This window comes from Rheinheimera maricola (assembly GCF_016918075.2).
Classification (GTDB): domain Bacteria; phylum Pseudomonadota; class Gammaproteobacteria; order Enterobacterales; family Alteromonadaceae; genus Alishewanella; species Alishewanella maricola_A.
Genome location: NZ_JAERPS020000002.1, coordinates 219,562 through 243,257, shown reverse-complemented (window position 1 = coordinate 243,257; position 23,696 = coordinate 219,562). Strand labels below are relative to the sequence as shown.

Annotated in this window: 19 protein-coding genes; 6 read left to right on the top strand and 13 right to left on the bottom strand. The window is 49.6% G+C overall.

Going from position 1 to position 23,696, the window contains the following annotated elements:
* Window positions 1-44: 44 nt before the first annotated feature.
* The 7 genes from I4W93_RS06830 to I4W93_RS06800 all read right to left on the bottom strand — a co-directional run bounded on the left by I4W93_RS06830 (window position 45) and on the right by I4W93_RS06800 (window position 4,266).
* Window positions 45-299, bottom strand: coding sequence for a TIGR03643 family protein (locus I4W93_RS06830; protein ID WP_205309486.1), 255 nt, complete (start codon window positions 297-299; stop codon window positions 45-47).
* On the bottom strand, window positions 296-994 hold the full coding sequence (locus tag I4W93_RS06825; RefSeq protein ID WP_205309485.1) for a cupin domain-containing protein: 699 nt from the start codon (window positions 992-994) through the stop codon (window positions 296-298). The genes I4W93_RS06830 and I4W93_RS06825 overlap by 4 nt, the downstream gene beginning before the upstream one ends.
* Before the next feature lie 14 nt (window positions 995-1,008).
* Window positions 1,009-1,380 carry a VOC family protein gene (locus I4W93_RS06820; protein WP_205309484.1) on the bottom strand — a complete coding sequence of 124 codons (372 nt, stop codon included), beginning with the start codon at window positions 1,378-1,380 and terminating at the stop codon, window positions 1,009-1,011.
* 115 nt (window positions 1,381-1,495) lie between these two features.
* Window positions 1,496-1,807, bottom strand: coding sequence for a hypothetical protein (locus I4W93_RS06815; protein WP_205309483.1), 312 nt, complete (start codon window positions 1,805-1,807; stop codon window positions 1,496-1,498).
* 90 nt (window positions 1,808-1,897) lie between these two features.
* Entirely contained in the window at window positions 1,898-2,398 is a 501-nt protein-coding gene (locus I4W93_RS06810) for an LURP-one-related/scramblase family protein (protein ID WP_205309482.1), read from the bottom strand.
* 80 nt (window positions 2,399-2,478) lie between these two features.
* A complete protein-coding gene (locus I4W93_RS06805; protein WP_205309481.1) occupies window positions 2,479-3,636 on the bottom strand; it encodes a GGDEF domain-containing protein in 1,158 nt (385 codons plus the stop codon).
* Window positions 3,637-3,750: 114 nt separating this feature from the next.
* A complete protein-coding gene (locus tag I4W93_RS06800; protein ID WP_205309480.1) occupies window positions 3,751-4,266 on the bottom strand; it encodes an aldolase/citrate lyase/malate synthase family protein in 516 nt (171 codons plus the stop codon).
* 168 nt (window positions 4,267-4,434) lie between these two features.
* Here I4W93_RS06800 and I4W93_RS06795 point away from each other — a divergent pair, with 168 nt between their 5' ends.
* Window positions 4,435-5,952, top strand: coding sequence for a DUF3612 domain-containing protein (locus I4W93_RS06795; protein WP_205309479.1), 1,518 nt, complete (start codon window positions 4,435-4,437; stop codon window positions 5,950-5,952).
* A gap of 120 nt (window positions 5,953-6,072) precedes the next feature.
* Here the strand turns inward: I4W93_RS06795 and I4W93_RS06790 are convergent, their stop codons facing one another.
* From I4W93_RS06790 to I4W93_RS06780, 3 genes are read right to left on the bottom strand one after another with little or no spacing between them, the layout of a single operon-like run.
* Entirely contained in the window at window positions 6,073-6,567 is a 495-nt protein-coding gene (locus I4W93_RS06790) for a GDYXXLXY domain-containing protein (RefSeq protein ID WP_205309478.1), read from the bottom strand.
* A complete protein-coding gene (locus I4W93_RS06785) occupies window positions 6,564-7,604 on the bottom strand; it encodes a DUF4401 domain-containing protein (protein ID WP_205309477.1) in 1,041 nt (346 codons plus the stop codon). Before I4W93_RS06785 ends, I4W93_RS06790 begins: the two co-directional genes overlap by 4 nt.
* Window positions 7,594-8,562 carry a DUF2157 domain-containing protein gene (locus I4W93_RS06780; protein ID WP_205309476.1) on the bottom strand — a complete coding sequence of 323 codons (969 nt, stop codon included), beginning with the start codon at window positions 8,560-8,562 and terminating at the stop codon, window positions 7,594-7,596. Before I4W93_RS06780 ends, I4W93_RS06785 begins: the two co-directional genes overlap by 11 nt.
* 147 nt (window positions 8,563-8,709) lie before the next feature.
* Between I4W93_RS06780 and I4W93_RS06775 the strand changes: the two genes are divergently transcribed.
* Both I4W93_RS06775 and acnB read left to right on the top strand, forming a co-directional pair.
* Window positions 8,710-10,797 carry a M13 family metallopeptidase gene (locus tag I4W93_RS06775; protein ID WP_205309475.1) on the top strand — a complete coding sequence of 696 codons (2,088 nt, stop codon included), beginning with the start codon at window positions 8,710-8,712 and terminating at the stop codon, window positions 10,795-10,797.
* Between the two features lie 383 nt (window positions 10,798-11,180).
* Complete coding sequence (gene acnB, locus I4W93_RS06770; protein ID WP_205309474.1) at window positions 11,181-13,778, top strand: bifunctional aconitate hydratase 2/2-methylisocitrate dehydratase; 2,598 nt, start codon at window positions 11,181-11,183, stop codon at window positions 13,776-13,778.
* A 105-nt stretch (window positions 13,779-13,883) separates the two neighbouring features.
* Here acnB and I4W93_RS06765 read toward each other — a convergent pair whose 3' ends face one another.
* Window positions 13,884-14,939 (bottom strand): hypothetical protein, encoded by a 1,056-nt coding sequence (locus I4W93_RS06765; RefSeq protein WP_205309473.1) that lies wholly within the window; start codon window positions 14,937-14,939, stop codon window positions 13,884-13,886.
* 128 nt (window positions 14,940-15,067) lie between these two features.
* Between I4W93_RS06765 and I4W93_RS06760 the strand changes: the two genes are divergently transcribed.
* A complete protein-coding gene (locus tag I4W93_RS06760; RefSeq protein WP_205309472.1) occupies window positions 15,068-15,457 on the top strand; it encodes a YacL family protein in 390 nt (129 codons plus the stop codon).
* Window positions 15,458-15,460: 3 nt separating this feature from the next.
* Here I4W93_RS06760 and I4W93_RS06755 read toward each other — a convergent pair whose 3' ends face one another.
* Together I4W93_RS06755 and I4W93_RS06750 are read right to left on the bottom strand one after the other, a co-directional pair.
* On the bottom strand, window positions 15,461-18,154 hold the full coding sequence (locus I4W93_RS06755; RefSeq protein WP_205309471.1) for a DEAD/DEAH box helicase family protein: 2,694 nt from the start codon (window positions 18,152-18,154) through the stop codon (window positions 15,461-15,463).
* Between the two features lie 97 nt (window positions 18,155-18,251).
* Complete coding sequence (locus I4W93_RS06750; RefSeq protein WP_224673308.1) at window positions 18,252-21,572, bottom strand: sensor histidine kinase; 3,321 nt, start codon at window positions 21,570-21,572, stop codon at window positions 18,252-18,254.
* 362 nt (window positions 21,573-21,934) lie between these two features.
* Between I4W93_RS06750 and glnK the strand changes: the two genes are divergently transcribed.
* Together glnK and I4W93_RS06740 are read left to right on the top strand one after the other, a co-directional pair.
* On the top strand, window positions 21,935-22,273 hold the full coding sequence (glnK, locus tag I4W93_RS06745; RefSeq protein WP_027672351.1) for a P-II family nitrogen regulator: 339 nt from the start codon (window positions 21,935-21,937) through the stop codon (window positions 22,271-22,273).
* Between the two features lie 12 nt (window positions 22,274-22,285).
* A complete protein-coding gene (locus I4W93_RS06740) occupies window positions 22,286-23,557 on the top strand; it encodes an ammonium transporter (protein WP_205309470.1) in 1,272 nt (423 codons plus the stop codon).
* Window positions 23,558-23,696: the final 139 nt, after the last annotated feature.

The window sequence follows — 23,696 nt, the reverse complement described above, 5'->3', positions numbered from 1 at the left end:
AGCGCTGTGGTTATGCGCTGTATAGCCAGTTATTGCCGGGTCAGCTAGCGTTTGTATTGTGTCGGACAGTAAGCGCGGCCAATGTCCGGGTGGCGTAGTTTAAGGTGCTTTGTAGCGCGCCCGCTAACTCTGGCCCGCCATAAGCGAAATGATGCCGCTTTTAACTCACGGCGCATTAGCTTAATTACTGCGGCTTCATCCAGGCCATACAGCTGCTGTATGGCTTCAAACGGTGTGCGGTCTTCCCAGGCCATTTCAATAATACGCGACAGGTCGCCATCACTAAACTGCATTGTCATACCGACTCCGGCTGAATAAAACGGTCACCTAACAGACCGGCTCCCATATGACCTACCTTAACGTAAATCAATGCGCCCTCGGGGCCGGTGAATGGCGTATGCTCACTGTAACGTGGGTTGCGCAGCCAGCTACCGGCAGGGTACTCGCCATGCTCGTCGCGAAACAGGCCTTCGATCACCAGTATCTCTTCCCCGCCAACATGAATATGACGATTAAAGTGGGTGTTAGCCGCCCAGCGCACCAATGCAGTGCTAACGCCATTATGCTCGTGCAGTGGCATCACCGACAACCCGGGCATTAAACCCTGACGCCACGGCTGGGCTTGGGTATTGATAACCTGCTGCTCGTTGTCGTCAGCTGCAAATTGCCACAGTTTCACTAACAAGCTGCAGCCATCACGAGAAAAGGGTTGATGTGAGGTACCCGGAGGGTTGCGCAGGTAAGTACCGGGCGGGTAATCGCCATGCTCGTCACTGAACACGCCGTCCAGCACCAGTATTTCTTCACCGCCGTCATGAGTATGGCTGCTGTAGCCACTACCCGCTGCGTAGCGCACTATACTGGTGGCGCGGGCAACCTCGTTACCTGCACGGTCCAGCATCATACGGCTAACGCCTGCCAGCGGTGAGTCAACAAAGTGGTACTGCGCGGGCAATACCACGACACGGCGGGAAAAGTCGCTATTAAGCTGCATCAGAAATTAACGAATTAACCGAAATGACAAAAACACAGCTTATTGCCATCGGCATCTTTCACATAAGCACCGTAGAAGGTATTTTCGATACGTTGGCCCGGCGCGCCGTCACAGCTGGCGCCCAGCGCTATGGCTTTATGGTAAAGCGCATCGACTTTTTCTTTGCTGCCTGGCTGAAACGACACCATATTGCCATTGCCCGGATTAGCCGGCTGTTTGTTAAAAGGCTCGCATACCGCCAGCATAGGCTGCGCCATGCTTTTACCGAAAAAAGCAATACGGCCCATATCCAGCAGGTTTTTGCCGCCTAACTCGCCAAGTAGTGCGCCATAAAAGGCTTTGGCAGCGGTTAAATTGTTTACACCCAGGGTAACGTAACTGATCATGCTCAGGCTCCAATAGATAAAAATAAATAATATGCCGTCAGTATACGGCTGTTAAAGGCGTTTGGAGCAGTGGGTTAACGTAAAAATGCTAAAAATGGTTTGTCTGATCGCTGGCCTAATACCCCTCAGCGCCTTGCTCGAAACAAATACGAATGCCGTTTTCATAAATACAACGTTTTGCCGCAGGTTCAGGTTTGTTTTGCACTACGGCAATTACCTTTTTAACGATAGCGATATCAGCTTCCAGGCCAAGCTGACCAAATAATACCTGGTCTGTGTTGGGGTGGCCTTGCTCCATAATTGGCCGGTGACGCTCTTCTTCTTCAAAGATAGCGTTGTCGGCTACCATGCCCAGCACAGTACAGCCGCTGAGGTAGGGGAGTGTTGTACAACATAAAACCAGAGCTAAATGGCGTGGCAGTGTCATCGGGCATTCCTGTTGCGATAAGCAGTCAATGTGGTGCTGATTTTTACACGAAATCTATACTGGATTAAAGTGTTTTAAACTGGGTTTTACTTAATCATCGCCAAAAGTGGAGTTTTTATCAGTGTGCTGAATGCGGTCGATCACTATCACTGCGGCCAACAGTTGTGCGGTCCACTGTGGCGCGTAAATGTCAACACCATAGCTGTCTGACCAGCTAAACCACTTTTTCGATATACTGGCCAGCAATTGGTCCTGCTGGCGTATTTCATACTCGTGCTGCCAGAAATTGCCGGTCATCTCCAGCTGGCCTTGAGGTGTGGTAATACTGAATCGGCTGGTCCAGAACGGCCAGAATTTCTTGCGAATTAACCATTCGCTGCCGTCGTGGTTTAATAAGCGGCAGGCCGGCAGCAACGTTAAATATTTGCGTTTTATTTTTAGTAGCTCGGTGCCTTTTGCATCAAACAGCGTTTGGCTGCTAGACAAACTAAACAACTTACCTTTAGCACTAAAAGCGCTATTGCCGTGTTCGTCTTCAATATCAAAACTATCTGTCAGGCTAAAAATTTTTTGTTTAATGCGATATTTCATGGTCGTTATTTACTCAGGATCTGAGGTAGCATCTTATTAACATTTAGGGCGCTTGTGCAACTTAAATACCTAAAGAGGTGTTACGGCTGTTGATACACCACAACCTTGTTGCGGCCAGTTTGCTTGGCATTGTACAGGGCGATATCAGCTTGCTCTATTAGCTCATCAGGCTCGGTAAAGGTTGACGTACTGCTAATACCAATACTGATGGTCATTTTAAGATTTGGTTCCACGCCCAGCGCAGTATTTGCAACTGCTTTGCGAAGCCGCTCAGCGATCATTATCGCTGTGGCTTCAGCGGTGTCCGGTAAGCAGAGCAAGAACTCTTCACCGCCGTAGCGAAATAGTAAGTCATAGTCACGCAGCTGTTCGCTGGCAATATCGACGACATGCATGATGGCGCGGTCGCCGGCTTTATGGCCGTGCCGGTCGTTTACTTGTTTAAAGTGGTCAATGTCAAACAGCAGCAGGCTAAGTGTTACGCCGCTGCGCTGTCCACGGTTAAGTTCGGCAATTAGCCTTGTTTGCAGCGAACGGCGGTTTAACAGTCCGGTCAGCGCGTCACGCTCAGAGATATGCAGAAGTGCGAGCCGTTGTTGTGAATGGCTTAACATGATGACACAGCCAATCATTAAAATGGCAAAGGCGGTAAGACTAAAAAAGCCAATGCTATGAATTAGTGCACTTTGCTGTGTATGCACAATTTGAAAATGCTCCAGCAGCATGTAAGTGGAGCGCGAGGTGAACTGAATAATATTAAAGGCAAATGTGGCAATAAAAGCCAAATATACCCGCCCCAGCTCACTGTGCCGCTGACGCCAAAGCATATTTATACTCCACAGGTTAAATGCCAATACTAAGGGAATGGCAAAAAGCATGCGGTTCGCGGTGGCGCTGCTGGCAAAGTCGGTTAGCTGAATAAGATAAATTGGAATAAGCAACAGCAATAGCCATTGTCTTTTCGCGGATAACTGCAGGTGGCGGTGAATGCCGCAGGCTAATGCCAAGTGCGCACCAACACTACAGGTATTAGATAACGCCGGCACCAGCCAATAAGGTAAGCTGGTTATACTGCCATTCACCGTACTCAAAAGGGCATTAATTAACATTAGCACGGCGGCCAGTATAAAATAACGCTGATAACGGAATTGACGTTCTGATTTATATTGCAACACCAACAATGCCGCAAAGGTGGCAGCGATAAAGGCGTTTACAATACTTAGTGTAAGCACATCCATTATTATTATGTTTGCTTGTACCTTAATTCACAGCGCGGCAAGGTAGCACAAAAAAGCAGCAGCGACAATTGGCAAAAATGACAGATAACTACAGTTATCTGTCATAAATTCGAACTAGGCCAATTGGTATGGCAGGCCATCTTTGCAGGTAAATTGCTTATTGCCCTTGTGGACGCAGCTTACCTGGCGGCCGCTAATCATGCTAAACCACACGCAATCTGGCTCTGAGGTTTGCAATTGAATATCATCAATGCTGGCTTTATCCTGGCAACCGTTAATACCACTGCGGTTTAAAATCAATTCTACGTGGCGGCCATTGTTGTTCAACACTATTGAATTCGGCGCTTCGCGGTGGCCACTTAAAGCGACAAATTGGGCCGGACTTTGTAAACCGCTGGTCGTGCCGTCAGCAAAAAATGCCAGCAGCTGTTGGTAGTACACCACATAGCTGCATACGTCTTTGTGCGAGCCGCTCTGCAGTGGAAAGGTTTTGTCTAAAAAGCCTTTGGAGTAATCCATCACCTGCTTAACATGGCGCTGATTCAGCTCGGTAATCACGCTAAGCTCGGTCGCCATCCAGGCAGTGTGGCTCTGTGATGGTGTGCTGTGTTGTTGGGCCAGTGTTGTCATGATGTCATCCTCGTTTTAACGACGTTTATCGTCCAGTCCAGAGTTTAATTACCGGGTATCTGCTTAGTTGGTCTAAACGTCAGACCAGTTGCTATCGGTTAAAAACTAGTCTAGGCTAAAAATCAGCATAATTTCACAATAAAAATTTTACAGTGTGAATTTTACAAAATGAAAATAAACAAAAGCCTGCTCAGAAAGTCACATTTCCTTGGTACCAAGATAAGAAACCTGCGTAAACGCAATAACTTAACTATGGAAGACTTGTCTACCCGTTGCATTCGGGTTAACCCGGAATACGCGCCTTCGGTGTCCTATTTGTCAATGATAGAGCGTGGCAAGCGCACGCCAGGCATTGAAATGCTGGAGGTGATCGCCGAGGTGTTTCAAAAAGATCTCGACTGGTTTTTAGACGGTGAAGATGCAGGTGAAGACTTAACACCGGAAAAAGGCAGCCGGGGTGGCATCAGTGGCATGGCGCTGGAACCGGGCTTTTTATTCTCGAATGACATTTTACAAATTGCGATACCGGAGATGCTGTCGCAAACCGGCACTAGCGGTAAGCAGTTTGCCCAGTTGTTGATCCGTGCGCATCAGGAGCATCATCAAAACCACTTTCCTGAACTGGAGCGTGCAGCTGAAGATGTCGGGCAAAAACGCATGCCGCTCAGCGTAGACGACTTGCTGGCAATAATTAAGCAGTTAGGCTTAAGCATTAAGTGGTTTGCTGAAACACCAAAAGAGTTGCTGGATGAGCTGGGCGTGTTGTCAAAAAACGTCTCTACTTCGTTTTTCACTCCGCCTGCGACCTTGCATTTAAATAGCCTGCTGAAGCAGTTTCCTACCCGGTTAAAGTACGAGTTGGCCGTACATATTGGCCATGCTGTATTGCACAATAAAGATGGTGTAAAAAGCAGCATGATGGTGGGTGGTGCGCGCGACGATGACTTGTCTGATTCTACCGCTGTGCAACCGCAGGATATTTTGCATGCCTGGCGTGATTTTGAGTCGAGCTTTTTCGCCGGTGCGCTGCTATGCCCCAAGTTACCATTTCGGCAGTTACTGGACAGAAATGGCTATGAGATCAGCACGCATCATCAGGCCGGGGTGTCAGCGTCGGTAGCCATGCGCCGCATGACAGCGGTATCGCCTTATACCCACTGGCATTATTTTGATGCTTACACGCCGGGCAAATTAAAGGCAGTGTATCGCGGCAATGGCATACCGCTGCCTTGGGGTAATATGCGCCAGGTAGAAGACCCATGCCAGCACTGGGCGGTATTTCGCATGTTTGATGTTGAAGGCCTGGCCAGCAGCGCGCAATTGTCTTTGCTGGATGTAAACGGTACGCCGCGTATTTACTGTTGCGAGTCGACTAAAGTGGCCGATTTAGCCGGCAATGCGCATGTGCTCTGTGCTGGTATCGATCTAAATCCGGCGCTGCTGGCGCAGGGCGTTGATGCAGACAGTATGGCGGCAGAGCTAAAGCAACTGTGTATTGGCAGTAGCGGCGGCGCCAGGGTGCCAAAGACCATACAAACGGCGCTGACCAGTGTCGCGAATATCCTTAACATTAATTGGGTGGCACGCAGCTTACAAAAACCGGCACAATTGATTTGTGCCCGCGGTAATAGTTGCCCACGTAAACCCAGCTGTTATCAGTGTGAGGGATTTAGCAGCGCAATATAGCGAGAGTCGGTTTGCCCTAAGCTAACCGTTGAACGCATGGATGCGTGAGACGAGCCCCCAGGGACGGGTTCACGGCGTGTTGGCGTGGGCAAACCGACTTGAAGCCGGAGAGCCTGACCGCTAGCGCGCATTCTCGCCCAGTAACTGTAGGTTTTCATCCAGCAAGCCGGTCAGCAGTGCTTTGCCGCTGCCATCTACTTTAAACTGGCCATAGCGCGCTTGCTCGTAAACTGCAGCGCTGCCCTCGGTAAAGAAAAACGCATTGGGGCCAACACTGTAAATGCCATCACGCTGGCGCAACAACAAGCCAACTGTACCGTCTTGCTGTGGTAACTGATTGCTCAGGCTATGCAGGCTGGCGGCCTCATTTACCGCCACATTTAACCAGGCATAACTAAATTGCGCGGCATCGTCCGGTAGTTCCAGGTCAATGGCATAGGCCAGCGCCATATAATCACCCTGCATAATCGAGCGCGGATCGACTGGCGCTAGCTGCAGTATCAGGGTTTGCCCCGTGGCCAGGGTATGTTCAAAGCGCCAGACGGTTAGTGCACTGACGACCAGTATTAACAGCATGGCAGCGGCTATTGCCAGCTGAGTCAGGCGTGAGCTCATACTAACCTCCGCTGATAACGTTGCAGTAATAGCCAGCCAGCCAACACTAACAGGCCAGATAATGCCAGCAAGCCGGATTTATATAATAAAGTAAGCTCAAGGCTGTAATAAAACTGGCTTAGCGCAAATAGCATGCTGAGCAGGCATAGCCCGGCCCAGCGCTTACTGCAGCCATAAAAGCAGGCCAGCATTAAGGCAAGACTGACCAATAAACCTGATGCCGGGTACAACACTATGCAAAGCAAGGTGGCTGTGGTTAGCAGTGCCAGCCGGCTGGGTACAGTTGCCAGACGGCTTAGCCAGAATACTGTGCTGATAAGCAGTATACTGCCCAGCGCGCTATAGAGTGCGCGGCCTAATTCCAGTTTGTTATCCAGCCAGTTGCTGCTGTCAAAAACAAACAGACACTGGCCCAACAGTGTTAAGCCCAGTGCAGCCAGCGTAGTGACTTCGAGCAGGCTTTTTATCCGGCTGGCATATGCAAGGCTTACCCAGCGCGGCCGGCTACACCATAACATTACTGCCAGAGTCGCCAGCAGGTTGCTAAGCACAGCTAGCAGTGCCGCAGATTGTATAAGTGATAACAGGCACAGCATTGCAAGGGTTAAACTAACCCGCCTGTGTAGCGCATTAAGCCGGCTAAACAGCAAAATGGAGCTTATCAGCGCGCAAGCATAGCGGGCCAACTCGTGGTTGTTGTCGCTAAGCTCGTATAAGGCGTACACCATCAAACCGTTACCAGCCAGCGCTATCGCTACTGACATTTGCTGCACAAAGTCGTGTTGTTGCGTCGCCAGCCACAAGGCTGTGCCAAGCAATACCACGGCAGCAAACAAGCGCACTACGTCGTTGTCCGCCAGTGCCAGCAAAGGGCCGACAAAGGAGCTAATAATCAGCAGTGAGGCTATCCAGGCGGCAAAACCCAGTAGCAGCTGCAACCACCAGGGGCTGCCATGCTGTGCCAGGCGCTGTGATTGTTCCGGGCTAACGATACCTGCCTGTTGCAGATGAGTAAGCACACCGCGGTTATTCTGCATGTTGCGACTCCCGCAGTAATTGCTTTAACCAAATGGTTGCGCCAGCACTGCTGCCAATTATGTACAGTGCCAGTAAGTTAAACAGAAAAAAGCCATCGGCGCCGTCCAGCAAACGGCCCAACAGTACGCTACTGACGGCGATGGCGCTAAACAGCAATAATGCGAAGATCAGTAAATCGCGCTGCCAGCGGAAATACCACACTGCCATTAAGCCGGCTAACATGATGTAACTGATTAAATTAAAATGATATTCTGCCTGCCATGTGCCAATAATGGCACCAATCGACAGTGGTAGTAACAATGCCAGGGCTGCCAGCCAGCACAGTGGTTTGTGCTGGCGTACACCCAAGCGGTTCAGGGCGAATTCGGCGAACAACAATAGCAGCAAGTTAACTAAGGAAAACAACGCCAGCTTCTCGGCACTGTCCAGCAACCAGAAACGGGAACGGGTGTCGAGATAGCGCCACAATGCCAGTTCGATCAGCAAAAACCACAACAGATAGCTGGCCCGGCTTCTGCTTAGCAATACCAAAGGGCTGATTAATGCTGCCCAGGATGCAAACAACTGCCAGATATCGGCACCGGTTTGGTAAGTTTGGCCAATCAGTGCCAGTAAGGCGCCGGTAAATATGACGCAGGCTAACAGTGCCGCGCGCCGGGGCAGACTATCGGTGGGGCAGAGCAGTGCGGTAACGCCGCTCAGCAGCACCGCCGACCCGGCCAGTGTTAATTTCGCCAGATGGTGCATCAAAGGCCAGTTATAGGCAAAAAAGAATACCACGGCGCAGCCTAACAGCAGCACGGCAGCAAATAGCATCAGCCTGTTTGCCAGTATTAGCCAATCTGATGCTGCCGGCTGCAGCGGATACTGCACAGCCGCCTGCTGCAATTGCGCCGCGCTAAGCTGCTGTTGCTCTGTCCATTGCAGCAACTGATCAGCATGTCGAAGGGAGTCCATATAGGTTCATCTATCGCGATTAAGTTATTAGCATCATAGCTTTTTTATAACTTGTTACAACTTGCTGTTGTCTGTGGTTTGGCATCCCGGACGCAACAGCGTAGTATTGAGCGGCGTAACCTCTGTAACCCAATCAGGATAACAACAATGAAGAAGCTTACCTTAGCTGCCGCCTCAGTGGCGCTGGCACTTGGCCTAACGGCGTGTAACAAACAGGACACCACTCAAACCCAAACTGCAGCGGCACAAAGCGAAGCTCCGGCCGCAGTGGTAAAAGCCCCATTGGTATCAGGCGTTGATAGCCAATATTTTGACCCGGCTGTAAAATTCTCTGAAGATTTCTTTTTAGCCATAAACGGTAAATGGTTGGCTGAAACTGAAATTCCAGCCGACAAAGCCTCGTATGGTTCTTTCCATGTACTGGCCGACAACTCGCAAAAAGCGGTAAAAGCCATTATTGATGAAGTGGCCGCCCGTACTGATTTAACAGCCGGTTCGGACGAGCAAAAACTGGGCAGCTTTTACAATAGCTATATGGACGAGGCCACCATTGAAAAACTGGGCTTAACGCCGCTGGCGCCGCAATTAGACGCGATTAAAGCCATAACTGACAAATCGCAATTACCGGCATTATTTGCCAGCTTACAACGCGATGGTGTTGGCATTCCGTTTGGCTGGTTTGTTAATAACGACGCGAAAAACTCGACCGAGTATGCGGTGTATTTTGGCCAAAGTGGTTTAGGCCTGCCTGACCGTGATTACTACTTTAAAGACGATGAAGCATCACAAAAAATCTTAACCGCTTATCAGCAATACCTGAAAGATATGTTCAGCCTGGCTGGCCATGCTGACGCTGAAGCGGCCGCACAACGCGTATTTGCGCTGGAAAAAGCCCTGGCAGAACATCACTGGACCCGCTTAGAAAGCCGCAATGCAGACAAAACCTACAACAAAATGTCGGCTGCAGAGTTAAACAGCAGTTTAGGTGGCTTTGATTGGACGGCATTTGCCGCCGGGGTAAAGCTGGATAAGGTTAGCGACATTATTGTGCGTCAACCAAGTTACTTCGAAGGCTTTGCTAAGGTGCTTGAAGCAACCGATCTGCAAAGCTGGCAAGATTATTTAAGCATGAAAACCATTCATGGTTATGCCGATAAACTAAGCAGCAACTTTGCTGATCGTCGCTTTGCTTTTTACGGCACAACCTTAAGTGGTATTCAAGAGCAGCAGCCGCGCTGGAAACGGGCCGTTGATGCTTCAGACGAAGTACTGGGTGAGCTAACCGGTAAACTGTATGTAGAGCGCCACTTTAAGCCAGAAGCTAAAGCACGCATGGAAACGCTGGTGGCTAACCTGATTAAAGCTTACGAGCTGTCGATAAACGAGCTGGAGTGGATGACAGCTGAAACTAAAATCGCGGCACAGGAAAAACTGAGTAAATTCACGCCAAAAATTGGTTATCCGGACAAGTGGAAAGATTACTCAACGCTGGAAATTAAAGCCGACGATTTAGTGGGTAACTTTGTCCGTGCCAGCCACAGAGGCTACGACGAAATGGTAGCCAAACTGGGTAAACCTATCGACAAGAGCGAATGGTTTATGACACCGCAAACAGTGAACGCTTACTACAACCCGGTAAACAATGAAATTGTATTTCCGGCCGCTATTTTGCAACCGCCATTCTTTAATATGGACGCGGATGACGCGGTAAACTACGGCGGTATCGGTGGTGTTATCGGCCACGAAATTGGCCATGGTTTTGACGACCAGGGCGCCAAATACGACGGTAATGGTAATCTGCGTAACTGGTGGACTGAGCAAGACAAAGGCCAGTTCCAGGCCCGCGGTGCTAAGTTAATTGGCCAGTACAACAAGTTTGAGCCACTACCAGGTGTTAACGTTAACGGTGCAGTGGCACTGGGTGAGAACATTGGCGATTTAGGCGGTATGACAGTAGCGCTTAAAGCTTACCAGTTATCACTGGATGGCAAAGAAGCGCCGGTAATGGATGGCTTTACCGGTGAACAACGTTTCTTTATTAGCTGGGCGCAAGTATGGCGCACTAAGTTCCGGGAAGAAGCACTACGTCGTCAGTTAAGCACTGGCCCGCATTCACCGGCGCATTATCGCGTTATTGGTGTACTGCCGAATATTCCGCAGTTTTACACCGCCTTTGATATCAAAGAGGGTGATGCGATGTATTTACCGCCAGAGCAGCGCGTTAAGATCTGGTAATCACCGGGTAATATTTTTCTGCTACACTGCACAGGCTGAGTAGGTCACTACTCAGCCTTTTTTATAGCTCAGCTCAGCCCGCCGGTTGCAATTCCCGCCCTGGCTCGCCACAGCAACTCGCCCTACTACCTACTGCAGGGCTCAGACACTCTGTGGCGCCCAGTTCGGGATTCCAACCTCTGTTATGAGTGATGAGGTCAGACCACTATAATAAAGAATATATAACTTACGGTTTTATATTCACAGAATTTATACCCACTATAACTAGGGTGGTTAACGGCCTGATGTCAATCTGGCCCGAATTTTCATATAATTACGCCCATTCATTCTAAGAATGACGCCGCAGTAGCAAGACTGCCGGCAACGACCAAGAGGATCATACTGTGCTACAACAATATCGCGAACATGTGGCCGAGCGCGCTGCGCAAGGTATCCCGCCAAAACCGCTCAATGCTGAGCAGGTAGCCGCTTTAGTTGAACTGTTAAAAAATCCGCCAAAAGGCGAAGAAGACACCTTAGTCGATTTATTGGTAAACCGCGTGCCACCGGGTGTGGATGAAGCGGCTTATGTTAAGGCCGGCTTTTTAGCCGCACTGACCAAAGGCGAAGTAAGCTGCAGTTTGATCAGTGCCGAGCGCGCAACTGAACTGTTAGGCACCATGATGGGTGGCTACAATATTCAGCCACTAATCAGCCTGTTAGACGATGCTAAGCTGGCGCCAATCGCAGCCAAAGCGCTGTCACACACCTTACTTATTTTCGATGCGTTTCATGATGTTACCGAAAAAGCCGATGCCGGTAATGTGCATGCCAAGCAAGTAGTGCAAAGCTGGGCTGACGCCGAATGGTTTGAAGCCAAGCCAGCTTTAGCAGAAAAAATTACTGTTACGGTATTTAAAGTGTCAGGCGAAACCAACACGGATGATTTATCACCGGCGCCGGACGCCTGGTCACGGCCGGATATCCCTTTGCATGCCTTAGCCATGCTGAAAAATGCCCGTGAAGGCATTAATCCGGATCAGCCAGGTACTGTAGGCCCGATTAAGCAGTTAGACGAGTTGAATAAAAAAGGCTTCCCACTGGCTTATGTCGGTGACGTAGTCGGTACCGGTTCATCACGTAAATCCGCTACTAACTCAGTGCTGTGGTTTATGGGTGATGACATCCCGTACGTGCCAAACAAGCGCGGTGGTGGCTTTGTGCTGGGCGGTAAAATTGCGCCTATCTTCTTTAACACCATGGAAGATTCTGGTGCGTTACCAATTGAAGTAGACGTAAGCAAGCTGGAAATGGGCGATGTGATAGACATCCTGCCGTTTGAAGGCAAAGTTGTACGTCATGGCACAAGCGAAGTACTGGCCGAATTCAGCCTGGCAACTGATGTATTAATTGACGAAGTACGCGCCGGTGGCCGTATTCCATTAATTATCGGCCGTGGTTTAACTGACCGGGCGCGTGAGTTTTTAGGCCAGGGCCATTCAGACAAATTCCGTCGTCCGTTACCAAAAACTGACTCAGGCAAAGGCTTTACGCTGGCGCAGAAAATGGTCGGTAAAGCCTGTGGCGTTAAAGGCGTTCGCCCTGGTACTTACTGTGAGCCAAAAATGACTACCGTGGGTTCTCAGGATACCACCGGCCCGATGACGCGCGACGAGTTAAAAGACTTAGCCTGTTTGGGCTTCTCTGCCGATTTAACCATGCAGTCTTTCTGTCACACCGCCGCGTATCCGAAGCCGGTTGACGTTGACACCCACCACACGCTGCCAGATTTTATTATGAACCGTGGCGGTGTAGCGCTGCGTCCAGGTGATGGTATTATCCACAGCTGGTTAAACCGTATGCTACTGCCAGATACCGTAGGTACTGGTGGCGACTCGCACACCCGTTTCCCAATTGGTATTTCGTTCCCGGCCGGTTCTGGTTTGGTGGCCTTTGCTGCGGCTACCGGTGTTATGCCACTGGATATGCCGGAATCAGTATTAGTGCGCTTTAAAGGCGAGATGCAGCCTGGTATTACCCTGCGCGACTTAGTGCATGCTATTCCGTACGTTGCTATCCAGAAAGGTTTGTTAACCGTTGATAAGAAAGGTAAGAAGAACATCTTTTCTGGCCGTATTCTGGAAATTGAAGGTTTACCAAACTTAACGGTAGAACAAGCGTTTGAGTTATCAGATGCCTCTGCTGAACGTTCTGCGGCTGGCTGTACTATCAAGCTGTCAGATGCCTCTATTGCTGAATACTTAGAATCAAACATTGTTATGCTGAAATGGATGATTTCTGAAGGTTACGGCGATGTGCGCACTATCGAGCGTCGTATTCAGGCCATGCAGGCCTGGTTAAAAGATCCACAGCTAATGTCGGCTGATGCCGATGCTGAGTACAGCGAAATTATCGAAATTGACCTGGCTGACATTAAAGAGCCGGTACTGTGTGCTCCGAACGATCCGGATGATGCGCGCTTACTGTCTGACGTAGCGGGCGACAAGATTGACGAAGTGTTTATCGGTTCTTGTATGACCAACATTGGCCACTTCCGCGCCGCCGGTAAGCTGCTGGATAAATACAAAGGCCAGCTGCCAACCCGTTTATGGATTGCCCCGCCAACCAAGATGGACCAAGCGCAGTTAACCGAAGAAGGTTACTACAGCATTTTCGGTAAAGTCGGTGCCCGCACTGAAATGCCGGGTTGTTCACTGTGTATGGGTAACCAGGCACGGGTAGCAGAGAACTCAACAGTAGTGTCTACTTCTACGCGTAACTTCCCCAACCGGTTAGGTCAGGGCGCAAATGTGTACTTAGCCTCAGCCGAGCTGGCGGCAGTGGCTTCCATTATTGGTAAGCTGCCAACGGTTGCCGAGTATCTGGAATACGCTAAGCAAATCGACGCTACCGCGGCCGATACTTACCGTTACCTGAATTTCCATAAGATGCCGCAGTACACCAAAAAAGCGGATAACGTGATTATTCAGCAAGCGGTGTAATTAACGCTGCAATGTTAAAGGCCTGCATCTGCAGGCCTTTTCGCTTAAATGCTAAGGCAAATAAGGTAATTTAGGGGTTGAAAACGTGGATTTGGCCACTAAACGTTATTCTTCGCTGTGTGTTACCGGTTGAAACGGATTGTCATCAGTTGGCAGTTTGTCTGCGCCGTTAAGGGCATATTTTACGATCTTCGCATTTGCACCATGCTCGCCCAGCGTTGCCAATAGTAACTTATATCGGCCGTTACCACTTGCTGCAAGAACCTTACTCAGCCAAGCGACCGCATCGGCCTGATGCCTGTCTTGAGTGGCGCGCTCGTTCCAGATATGTTGACCAATTTGATCCAAAGCCTCGGTGTCGGACAATCTGAGAGATATGGCTTCCTTTGCGGCAGCAACCACCTGCACACGATCATTACTTAGCAACCGTGACAATAAATCTTGGTACTGCTGGTCTACAACAGAAATATCGGTGGCCGCTTGCACAGATTTTGTCCGCAGCCGCCAACTGTCATGTTCGTAGTTAAACTCCATTGACCCAAGGTTCACATAGCTTAACCTCAGGTTCTGGAAAGATTGTCTGCCGACAAAAGGCCGGTTGAACTGTCTGATATATTGACCAACGCCATCTGGTTGCCCCAACACGTCCAGAACGGCGGCTAATTCTGTGCCCGGTTGAATGCTGTCAAAACTAGTTTGTGTAGCTTCAGCTTTATCGGGGCCAGTCAATAACGCTGCTTGCACCGCATTAATATCAAATGTAGTGACATCGAATGATGGCTGTGTGGTCTTTTCTAATTTGTTGATTGCCTGTGTCAGATAACGAGTTAGCTTTCTATTTTGCTCTGCGTTGTCGAGTTGTTCCAGTATAATCCGGTACTTCGCTTGTTGGGATTGGCCAATCGCTTTTATCAACCAAGCCGCGGTATCTTCAGCTTCAGCATTGCCAGCCTTGTTAGCAATTACTGACAATTGGTATGCGGCAAGATCCCATAACATAGTGTTGGTGAGTAGGTCGTTATGCAGAGCTTTAGCGCCCAATTTGATTTCATCAGTATTTTCACTGAGAAGTAAGCGGGCGTAGATTTTTTCTTTACCCTGCATAGTCGCAGTGCTGCCAAAAGATACCAATAACATAAATAGAGTTAAATATTTTTTCATTTTGTATAGCGTGCCTTTAACGAGCATGTGCAGAGCGGCACTACGAATATCCTTTTGTAATGCCCTGATAAAATTGCAGCTACACTAATAGCATTGCAGCCGTTAAACAAGTTCGGCAGGAGTATAAATTGGAATACGACTTTATTTACGATCGCAATACCTTGCAGTTCAGCATCCGGCTGGCGGCAGAGCATGAAGTATTGGGCCGCTTTTTACTGGACGAATTTGGCCAACAGGCTGAAGCCTATGTACCACTGCTGCAGCAACTGAGCGCACTTAAGCCGGGCCAGAGTATGCAGTATCAGGGCAAGGAATTTTTGCTTGATGTAGAAAATGGTGAAGTGACGTTAAGCCATAACACGCTGTTTTATACCGGCACAGAGCAGTTGCCGCAGCGACAGCAAGATAAACTGGCGGATGATGATTTACAGCTGGACGAGCAGGGCATGCAAACCCAATGCGGGCTGGAAGATTTACTAAAACTGCTGCGCGAATGGCAGCAGTTTTTAGCCGACTAGCCGTTATAACCAGCGGTCCTGACGTTTGGCTCCTGGCTTAAACACCGACGAAAACGCCTGCATGCGGGCTTTTAGCAAACTGTCCCTGCCGCTATCACTGCGGCAGTAAATTAAATCACCCGGCCCGACATATTTGCTCCAGCAACGGTAAAAAATATTGGCTTGCTCTTTGGTTACCGCCAACCTTAGTGGTACGGCATGGTAATCGTCACGCGCCATACCCCAAAAACTGCCCGCCCGGATCACCAGGTATTTGGGGTTATCGATCGGTGCAAGAATTTCGTGCAGGCAATCAGCAAATAGGGAAGATTCGTAAAAGGTACTGCCTTGCAGGGCTAGAAAGACGTTGCCGCATTCCAACTCGACGGTGCTTACCGTTAGCCGTCTAAAGGGGGTGCTGACATGGCCGCTTTGACATAACGCCTCGGTTAGCGCCATACCAATCTGTTTTAAGCTACCGTCTATCGGTAAATGCCGCAGCATTATTTTAACGGTGCGTACCGTAGTTGGCAGTAAATACAGCATACCGCCGACAACGCAGAGTAGAAAAGCGGCCAGCATAGTTGATAGCCCGGCCCTTGCCATATGCATTGATAACGCCGCCCCCATAACAACCAATAGTATCAGTTGGGCCAGCAGATACTTAAAGGTTTTTGCGGTATGGTACCAGCGGATGGCGGGTATGGATCCGCTGCTTACGCCGGGGGCAACCTGAGCCTGATGATCCAGTGTTAGCGCTTGCTGCCAGCGCTGCTGCAGCTGAGAAAACTGCTGTAGCCTGCTGCACATAGTGTGATTGCTGGCACGGATCAATTCTAGCTGCCGTTTGCTGTCTGGCAGTTTTTCCAGATCGGTGGCGTTAAGTCGGGCAAAGCCGCTTTCTATACTGTTTTTATGTTCGGACAAGCCAACAAAGGTGTCAAAGCGGCGCGCCAGATCCTGCAAGTCCTGTAAGCCATAAAACGAGCGGGTATCAACCGCCAGTAAATGCCAGATACTGCTGGCTTTATTCGGTGCGTTGTTATCCAGCCGGATCGCCCGGCCACGCATTTGGTTTGTCAGCATGAAGGAGCCAACCGCGGTCGCCAGGATCAATGAGTTGACGACCGGTGCGTCCCAGCCCTCTCCCAGTAATGCCCGGGTGCCGACCAACAGCTGAATCTGGCCACGGTTTAACAACTGCGTGAATAAACTGGTTTGCTGGTTTAAGGGCCCGCTTAGCTTGCTATATTGCGCAGCGGCAGGAAAGACGCTGGTACTTAGTTTAAGCTGACTAAGCTCATCGGCGAGCTCTGTAGCTAAAGCCGTGGATAGCAGGCTCAGCCTGCCTGTCAGTAGCGCCATCGCCGGCACTGTTTCGGAGGCTTGAGATAATGCCTGAAATACCGGCCAGGCACCAAGCGAAGGCTCGCCACTGTTGGTGCCGGTAGCTAGCTGCTCGTCGCGAATGTAATCGGTTAAAATCACCTGACGCAAGCTTGACTGGCGCAGGCGATACTCCAGTTGGTGTATTTTTACGCAAGCGGTTATTTTGACCGGGTTAAGTGCTAATGCCCGCTGCAATTGCGGGTTAGTCTGCAGCAACAGCTCGCGTTTATATAGCAGTTGGCTGGCGCTAAGTTGACGTCTTAACCCGGCTATATAATCTTGCTGCTGTTTGTCGGCAGCAAAATCAGCAGAAAACAGTACCGCCTGCAGCAGGATTTGCCAGTTTCTTCTGTCTAGTTTCGGGATGTCACGCGGTTGAAAATCCAGTATTTGCAGCAGACCCAGCGGTAAATGCTGCTGACGGGCGGCTAAAAATGCCAGCAGGGCCGCGGCAAGCTCTGGCGCGGGTAAAATATCACGGGCGCTAATGGTGTGGTTCAGCCACTTGTGCTGCAGTAACAATCGGTTAAATTCAGCTTGCACAAACAAACTGTCACACAGGGCGACAACTTTATCGTCATGTGCAGCAAACTGTTGTTGCTGGCTCTCGCTGATGGCTTCGGTCCAGATGTAATCCTGGTGCGGGCACAGGGTACCGGCTTTTACTAACTCAGGAATTGAAATTTCTTCATCCACCGGGCCACAGAGCTGCTCATAGCGTTGCCAGTTGTGACTTTGCGCATCATAAGGAGGTGTTGCCGTAAGCGACACCAACACTACTTCCGGCATGGCAGCACACAAAGCATGCAATACCCGCCACCACTCATTGGTTAAATGATGGGCTTCATCCAGAATGACTACGCCAATCTGATGTTGTTGTAATACCGAGATTAAACATTGCACTTCATTGCTATCCAGCACTTCAGTGTCAGCCACGTCATCTTCGGTAACATCTGCTGTAACATCTGCTGTAATATCGTCCGTCAGCTTGCCAGCCAATTGCCAGTGCAGTGCCTGATAGGTCACCGATGTTAGTACTCCGGGAGCCCGTATATCAGTACTGACCCAACTGGGCGGAAACGGGCTAGCTTGAGTGGAAAAGTCTGCCAGGCGCAGTAGCCATTGATCACGAATAACCCGGGTCGGCGACATTACCAGCGTTTTTTGCTGTAACAGGCGAAAAACCTCCAGCCCAAGGCTGGTTTTACCGGCACCGGGCGCGGCAACAATATGTAAGCGTTTATCGCCTAAGTGGCTGTGCACAGCGTCCAATACACGTTGTTGGTATGGTCGCCAGCTATAGCGAAATGACAATTGGCTAAAAGGCAAAGTGCTGCATCCTGCAAAATATCCGGCTGCAGATAGTACATAGTATGGTTACGAAATTGCAACCTCAGTGTGGCTGTGCAACGGTACCGCTAAGGGGCTAGTGCTTGGTTACCTGGCGTGGCAACAACAGGGTAAATTGGGTACCGGTGCCCAGTTTACTGGCGACCTTGATAGTGCCGCCCAGTTTTTGTGTGATTAGGTTAAAGACAATATGCAAACCTAACCCGGTGCCGCCCTGATGCCGGTTAGTGGTAAAGAAGGGATCAAAAATACGCTCCAGATTGTCACTGCTGATGCCTGCGCCATTGTCGGCAAAAATAATTTCTACCTGATCCTGCTGTAAGCTGCAGCTTAGGCTGATGTTGCCACTGTTACGGTCTTTAAAGCCATGTACTATGGCGTTTTGCGTCAAATTAGTAATAATTTGGCCAATAGTGCCGGGATAGCTATCCATTACCAGCTCATTCGGGCAACTTACCCGTAAGATAATTTGCCGGCTACGCCACATTAAACTCAAGCTTTCCAACAGCTCATCTAAATACACGGCCAGATAAAACTGGCGCTGGTTGTCTGCTGTGCGATCGACCGATACTTGTTTAAAATTGGCGACCAGCTGTGCCGCACGTTGCAGGTTGTGGTCAAGCAAACGGCCGGCTTGGATAAGCTTGTTTAAATAGTCTTCCAGTTCTTGTCGACGAATGTTACCGCTGGCCAATTTTTGTTGCAGTAGTGCGCTCTCCTCGGTAACAACACTGTTGGCCGTTAGTGCTACACCCAAAGGCGTATTAACCTCATGCGCAACACCTGCGACCAGTTGACCTAGCGCGGCCATCTTTTCCGTGCGCACTAACTCTTTCATTGTCGATTCAAGCTGCTGCAGCGTTTTCTCTGCTTTATCTTTGGACTCCTCCAGTGCTTCAGTGCGCTCTTTAACTAACCAGGCTAATTGTTCCTGTTGTTTATGCAGGTTGTTCAGCCGGTAAAAATGTAATCCCAGTGCGGCCGCGATCAATATGCTAACCAGCAATAGCCGCGCCCACCAGGTTTCCCACCAAAGTGGCAGCACTTCAATATCAAGCCAGGCTTCATCGCTCCAGGAAGCTTGCGCCAGACCAGCCCGTAATCGAAAGATGTATTTGCCAGGTGGTAAACGCTCAAAACTTGCACTGCGCCGGTTTGCATCCTGCGTGGTCCAATCGCTGTCGATAGGGTCAAGCCGGTACTGAAATAGAACTTGCCCGGTTTCAATGTACTCACGGGTGGAAAAGTCAATGTTGACACTACGCGCGCCCATGGCTGGTATGCTTAAAACGCGCTCGTGATACAAGATATGGGCTAAGGCAACATCCGCATCTGCGGGGTCCTTTGCCAGTGGGGCATTGTTAACCCGAATAGCCTGAATTTGCGGCGAAGCAATAGGCTTGGCCTGATAAGTAATTACCTGTTCAGGCTTGAAAATCGTGAAGCCTTCCATGGCACCAAACGCGATGCTGCCGTCGGTCAGTGATGTGCCAGAGGCATTAATATAGTCGCGGTGCAAAGTACCATGACGCTGGCCGAAATTACGAACTTGTTCTGTCTGGGGTGTAAAGACCGAAATGCCAAACGCGGTGCTAAGCCAGATATTGTCAGCATTATCCTGCACCATGGTTTTTAATTGCCCGGTAGTTAACTTGTCAGAGGCCTTGTGCCTGGTAAACTTAACCGATGCTGGTGAAGCTGCTGCATAATGCATTTGATATAAGCCACCGCCATTGGTTGCCAGCCAATGGCGGCCATCTGCTGATCGCACATAATCCATTGGAGCCGAGGGCAAGGTTGGCGTATCAGTGCTGGCGGTGTTGGCAAGTTCATGATGGTACAGCTGTTCAGCTGTGTTGCGGTTAAACCAGCTTAAGCCGTTGTAGCTGCCGACAATGATGTAGTTATCCAACGGGCGGATAAAGGTGACAGCACGGTTAAAGGGTTTAAACGTGATGATACGTTGCAGTGAGCGGTCCAGCACAAATAAACCGTATTGATCTACGGCCAGCCAGATCTTATCCTGATCTTGCCATAGACGACGAACCGGGCCGCGGTTAACTTCAGCGGGCAAGCTCAGTTCACTATATTGCTGACGTTGCTTATCAAAAGCGGTAATCCCTTGGGCGTGGCCAAACCATATGTGTTGACCCATATCGATAGCACTATAATAGGTAAAGCTGCCGCGCTGGTCTGCAACCTGCGTAAAGGTACCCAGCTGTAAATCCAGCTCGAATAAGCCGTCAGCAGTGCCAACCCAGAGCGTTTGTTCGCTGGCAAGCAGACTGATAGAGGCGACATTACGGGCTTTGGCAATATGCGACAGATCAGCGGTATAGCTGGTAAATAAGTTATTGGCGGCATTTAAACGCGAAACACCACCATTCCAGGTGCCTACCCAGATACTGCCGTCACTATCCGATAGAATTGATACTACCTTGCCGCTACCCAGGCTGTTAGGATTATGCCTTTGATGAAAAAAAGAGGCGGTTTGTTGCCAACTGTCATTTACTTCTGCCAGCTGATTCAAACCATGCTGGGTGCCAACCCAGATGTGACCGTCAGGCCCCATGGTTATGCTACGTATTTCCTTGCTGACCATACCATTAGCATAAGTGCTTAATGTGATAGTTTGCCAGCTTTGGTTGCTGCCAGAGCGGAGCACTAAACCATCGTGCTCTAGTCCTATCCACAGCTGTCCTGTAGGGTCATGATACAACGCCATGACAGCGGCGTGTTGCAACGCGTAGTTTAGCAGTGGGATTTCAATTTCGGCGTTAATATCGTAGCGCTTTAAACCCTGTGGCGAACCAACCCACAGCGAAGAATCATCACTTGTTAAAGCGGTAATATTTTGATTTGTGCTGTCTGCCGCGGCTGGTGGCCAAATACGCAGTTGCTGACTTTCTTTATGCCACAGTGCTACGCCACGATCTGTGCCGACCCAAAGCCGGTTATGTTTATCTATATGCAACGACAGTATCACATCATAGCCACTGGTGCGCTTTGGTAAGGTCTGTATTGAGGTAAAACGGCCTTGCGAGGGATCAAATTGATTAAGACCATTTAAGGTGCCAACCCAAATAATACCAGACGGGTCAACAGCCAATGACGTAATGAAGTTGTCGCTTAAGGTGTTAGCTTGCTGCGTATCAGGTCGGTATACTTTGACTGAAAAGCCGTCAAACCGATTTAAGCCATTTTGCGTGCCAATCCACACATTACCGTGACTATCCTGCGCCAGAGCAGTAACCGTATTCTGCGATAAGCCTTGTTGAATATCGACTCGGGTAAAGCGAGATGCTGCCGGCACAGATATGTCCGGCACGGCCAATACCGGCAATGTCAGCCACAGCACTGCCAAAAGCAAAATACGTTGCATTACTTCCCGGTACATAACTTAAACCCTGGGTTGAGTATAAAGGCTGTCGGCAGCGAATGTCTTAAGCATAGCTTTTATTGTCACTGAAGCCAGAACTGACATTGCCTGCCGTGGGTTCAAAAGCTGCCAACTTAACGGCGACAAATTGATGGTATGACTTGCGTGAAAAACGGTCAAGGCAAACCGCTGACGAGTTAAGGCTTGTGTTATCCGGCACTGCACAGTCAAAGGGATAAAATGCACCACAATAGTGCGCTTAAGTTTGTAAAAATAGACTGAATGTTTTTATGTTGTTGTATTTAAAGGATAAAATAAAATTGGCACAAGGCTTTCTTGTATGTTGTGCAATCGCATTATAAAAGTAAAAGGAAAACGCTATGAAGCTTGTATGTGCCATCATCAAGCCGTTTAAACTGGACGATGTACGCGAAGCTATTGCTGACATTGGGGTGGAAGGTTTAACGGTAACAGAAGTAAAGGGTTTCGGCCGTCAGAAAGGACATACCGAATTGTATCGTGGAGCGGAGTATCAGGTTGATTTTCTGCCGAAGGTTAAGCTGGAAATTGCCACATTGGACGACCAGGTAGATCGCCTAATAGAAGCCATTCAGAAAGCGGCTTATACCGGTCGGATTGGCGACGGCAAAATTTTCGTTTATGACCTGGAGCAGGCGGTGCGCATACGTACCGGCGAGTCGGACGCAGAAGCTATTTAAGGAGCTGTTATCATGCAAGAGCAAATTTATCACTTACAGTATGCGATGGACACCTTTTACTTCCTGATCTGTGGGGTATTGGTGATGTGGATGGCTGCAGGCTTTTCTATGCTGGAAGCGGGCCTGGTACGAGCAAAAAATACCACTGAAATTTTAACCAAAAACGTAGCGTTGTATTCTATTGCCTGCATTATGTATCTGGTATGCGGCTATGCCTTTATGTACGGCGGCGAGTTTTTCTTAAGCGGTATCGGTGGTGTTGATGTTGATGCGACCCTAACCAGTTTCGCTGAGCGCGAAGATGGCTTTACCGGCGGCTCTGTTTATTCTACGGCGTCAGATTTTTTCTTTCAGGTGGTGTTTGTCGCTACCGCAATGTCAATTGTCTCCGGCGCAGTGGCTGAGCGCATGAAGCTGTGGGCGTTTTTAGCCTTTGCGGTAGTAATGACCGGTTTTATCTATCCTGTGCACGGCTCCTGGACCTGGGGTGCTGAAGGTATGTTCGGTATTAACCTGGATGACCAGTTTGGTTTCTCTGACTTTGCCGGCTCTGGCATTGTACATATGGCCGGTGCAGCTGCCGCATTAGCGGGTGTGTTGCTACTGGGAGCACGTAAAGGCAAGTACAGCAAAGACGGTAAAGTTAACGCTATTCCTGGTGCAAATATGCCTATGGCAACCCTGGGCACATTAATTTTGTGGATGGGCTGGTTCGGTTTTAACGGTGGTTCAGTATTGAAGTTAGGCGATATCAGCAACGCAAATGCGGTGGCTATGGTGTTTTTAAATACTAATGCCGCTGCAGCCGCTGGCGCCGTGGCAGCACTGGCACTGTCAGTCATTTTGTTTCGCAAAGCAGATTTAACCATGGCGTTAAACGGCGCCTTGGCAGGTTTAGTCGCGATTACTGCTGAGCCATCAACGCCTACTGCGCTGCAGGCGACCTTATTCGGTGCTGTCGGAGGTGTGTTGGTGGTGGCCTCTATTATTGGCTTGGACAAGCTAAAAATTGATGACCCGGTTGGTGCGATTTCAGTGCATGGTGTAGTGGGCTTATTTGGCTTACTGCTGGTACCACTTACTAAAGAGGGTACAACCTTTGTTGGCCAGTTAATTGGTGCCGGTGCCATTTTCGTCTGGGTGTTCCTTGCCAGCCTGCTGGTGTGGTATGTACTGAAACTGGTTATTGGTATTCGTGTTAGCGAAGAAGCAGAGTATGAAGGCGTAGACGCCTCAGAGTGTGGTATTGAAGCCTATCCTGAGTTTGTCGCGTCGGTAAAGTAAGCAGCCTGGGAAGAGTTGGTGGAACTTCCCGGGAGCCCGCAAGCGTTGCGGTACCTAGCGGTGCCGTAACTGTAAGCGGAACCTAACCCCACCAATCTACGTCTATCCTTGTCCTTTGTCTTTGTACGACGCCCCGTGC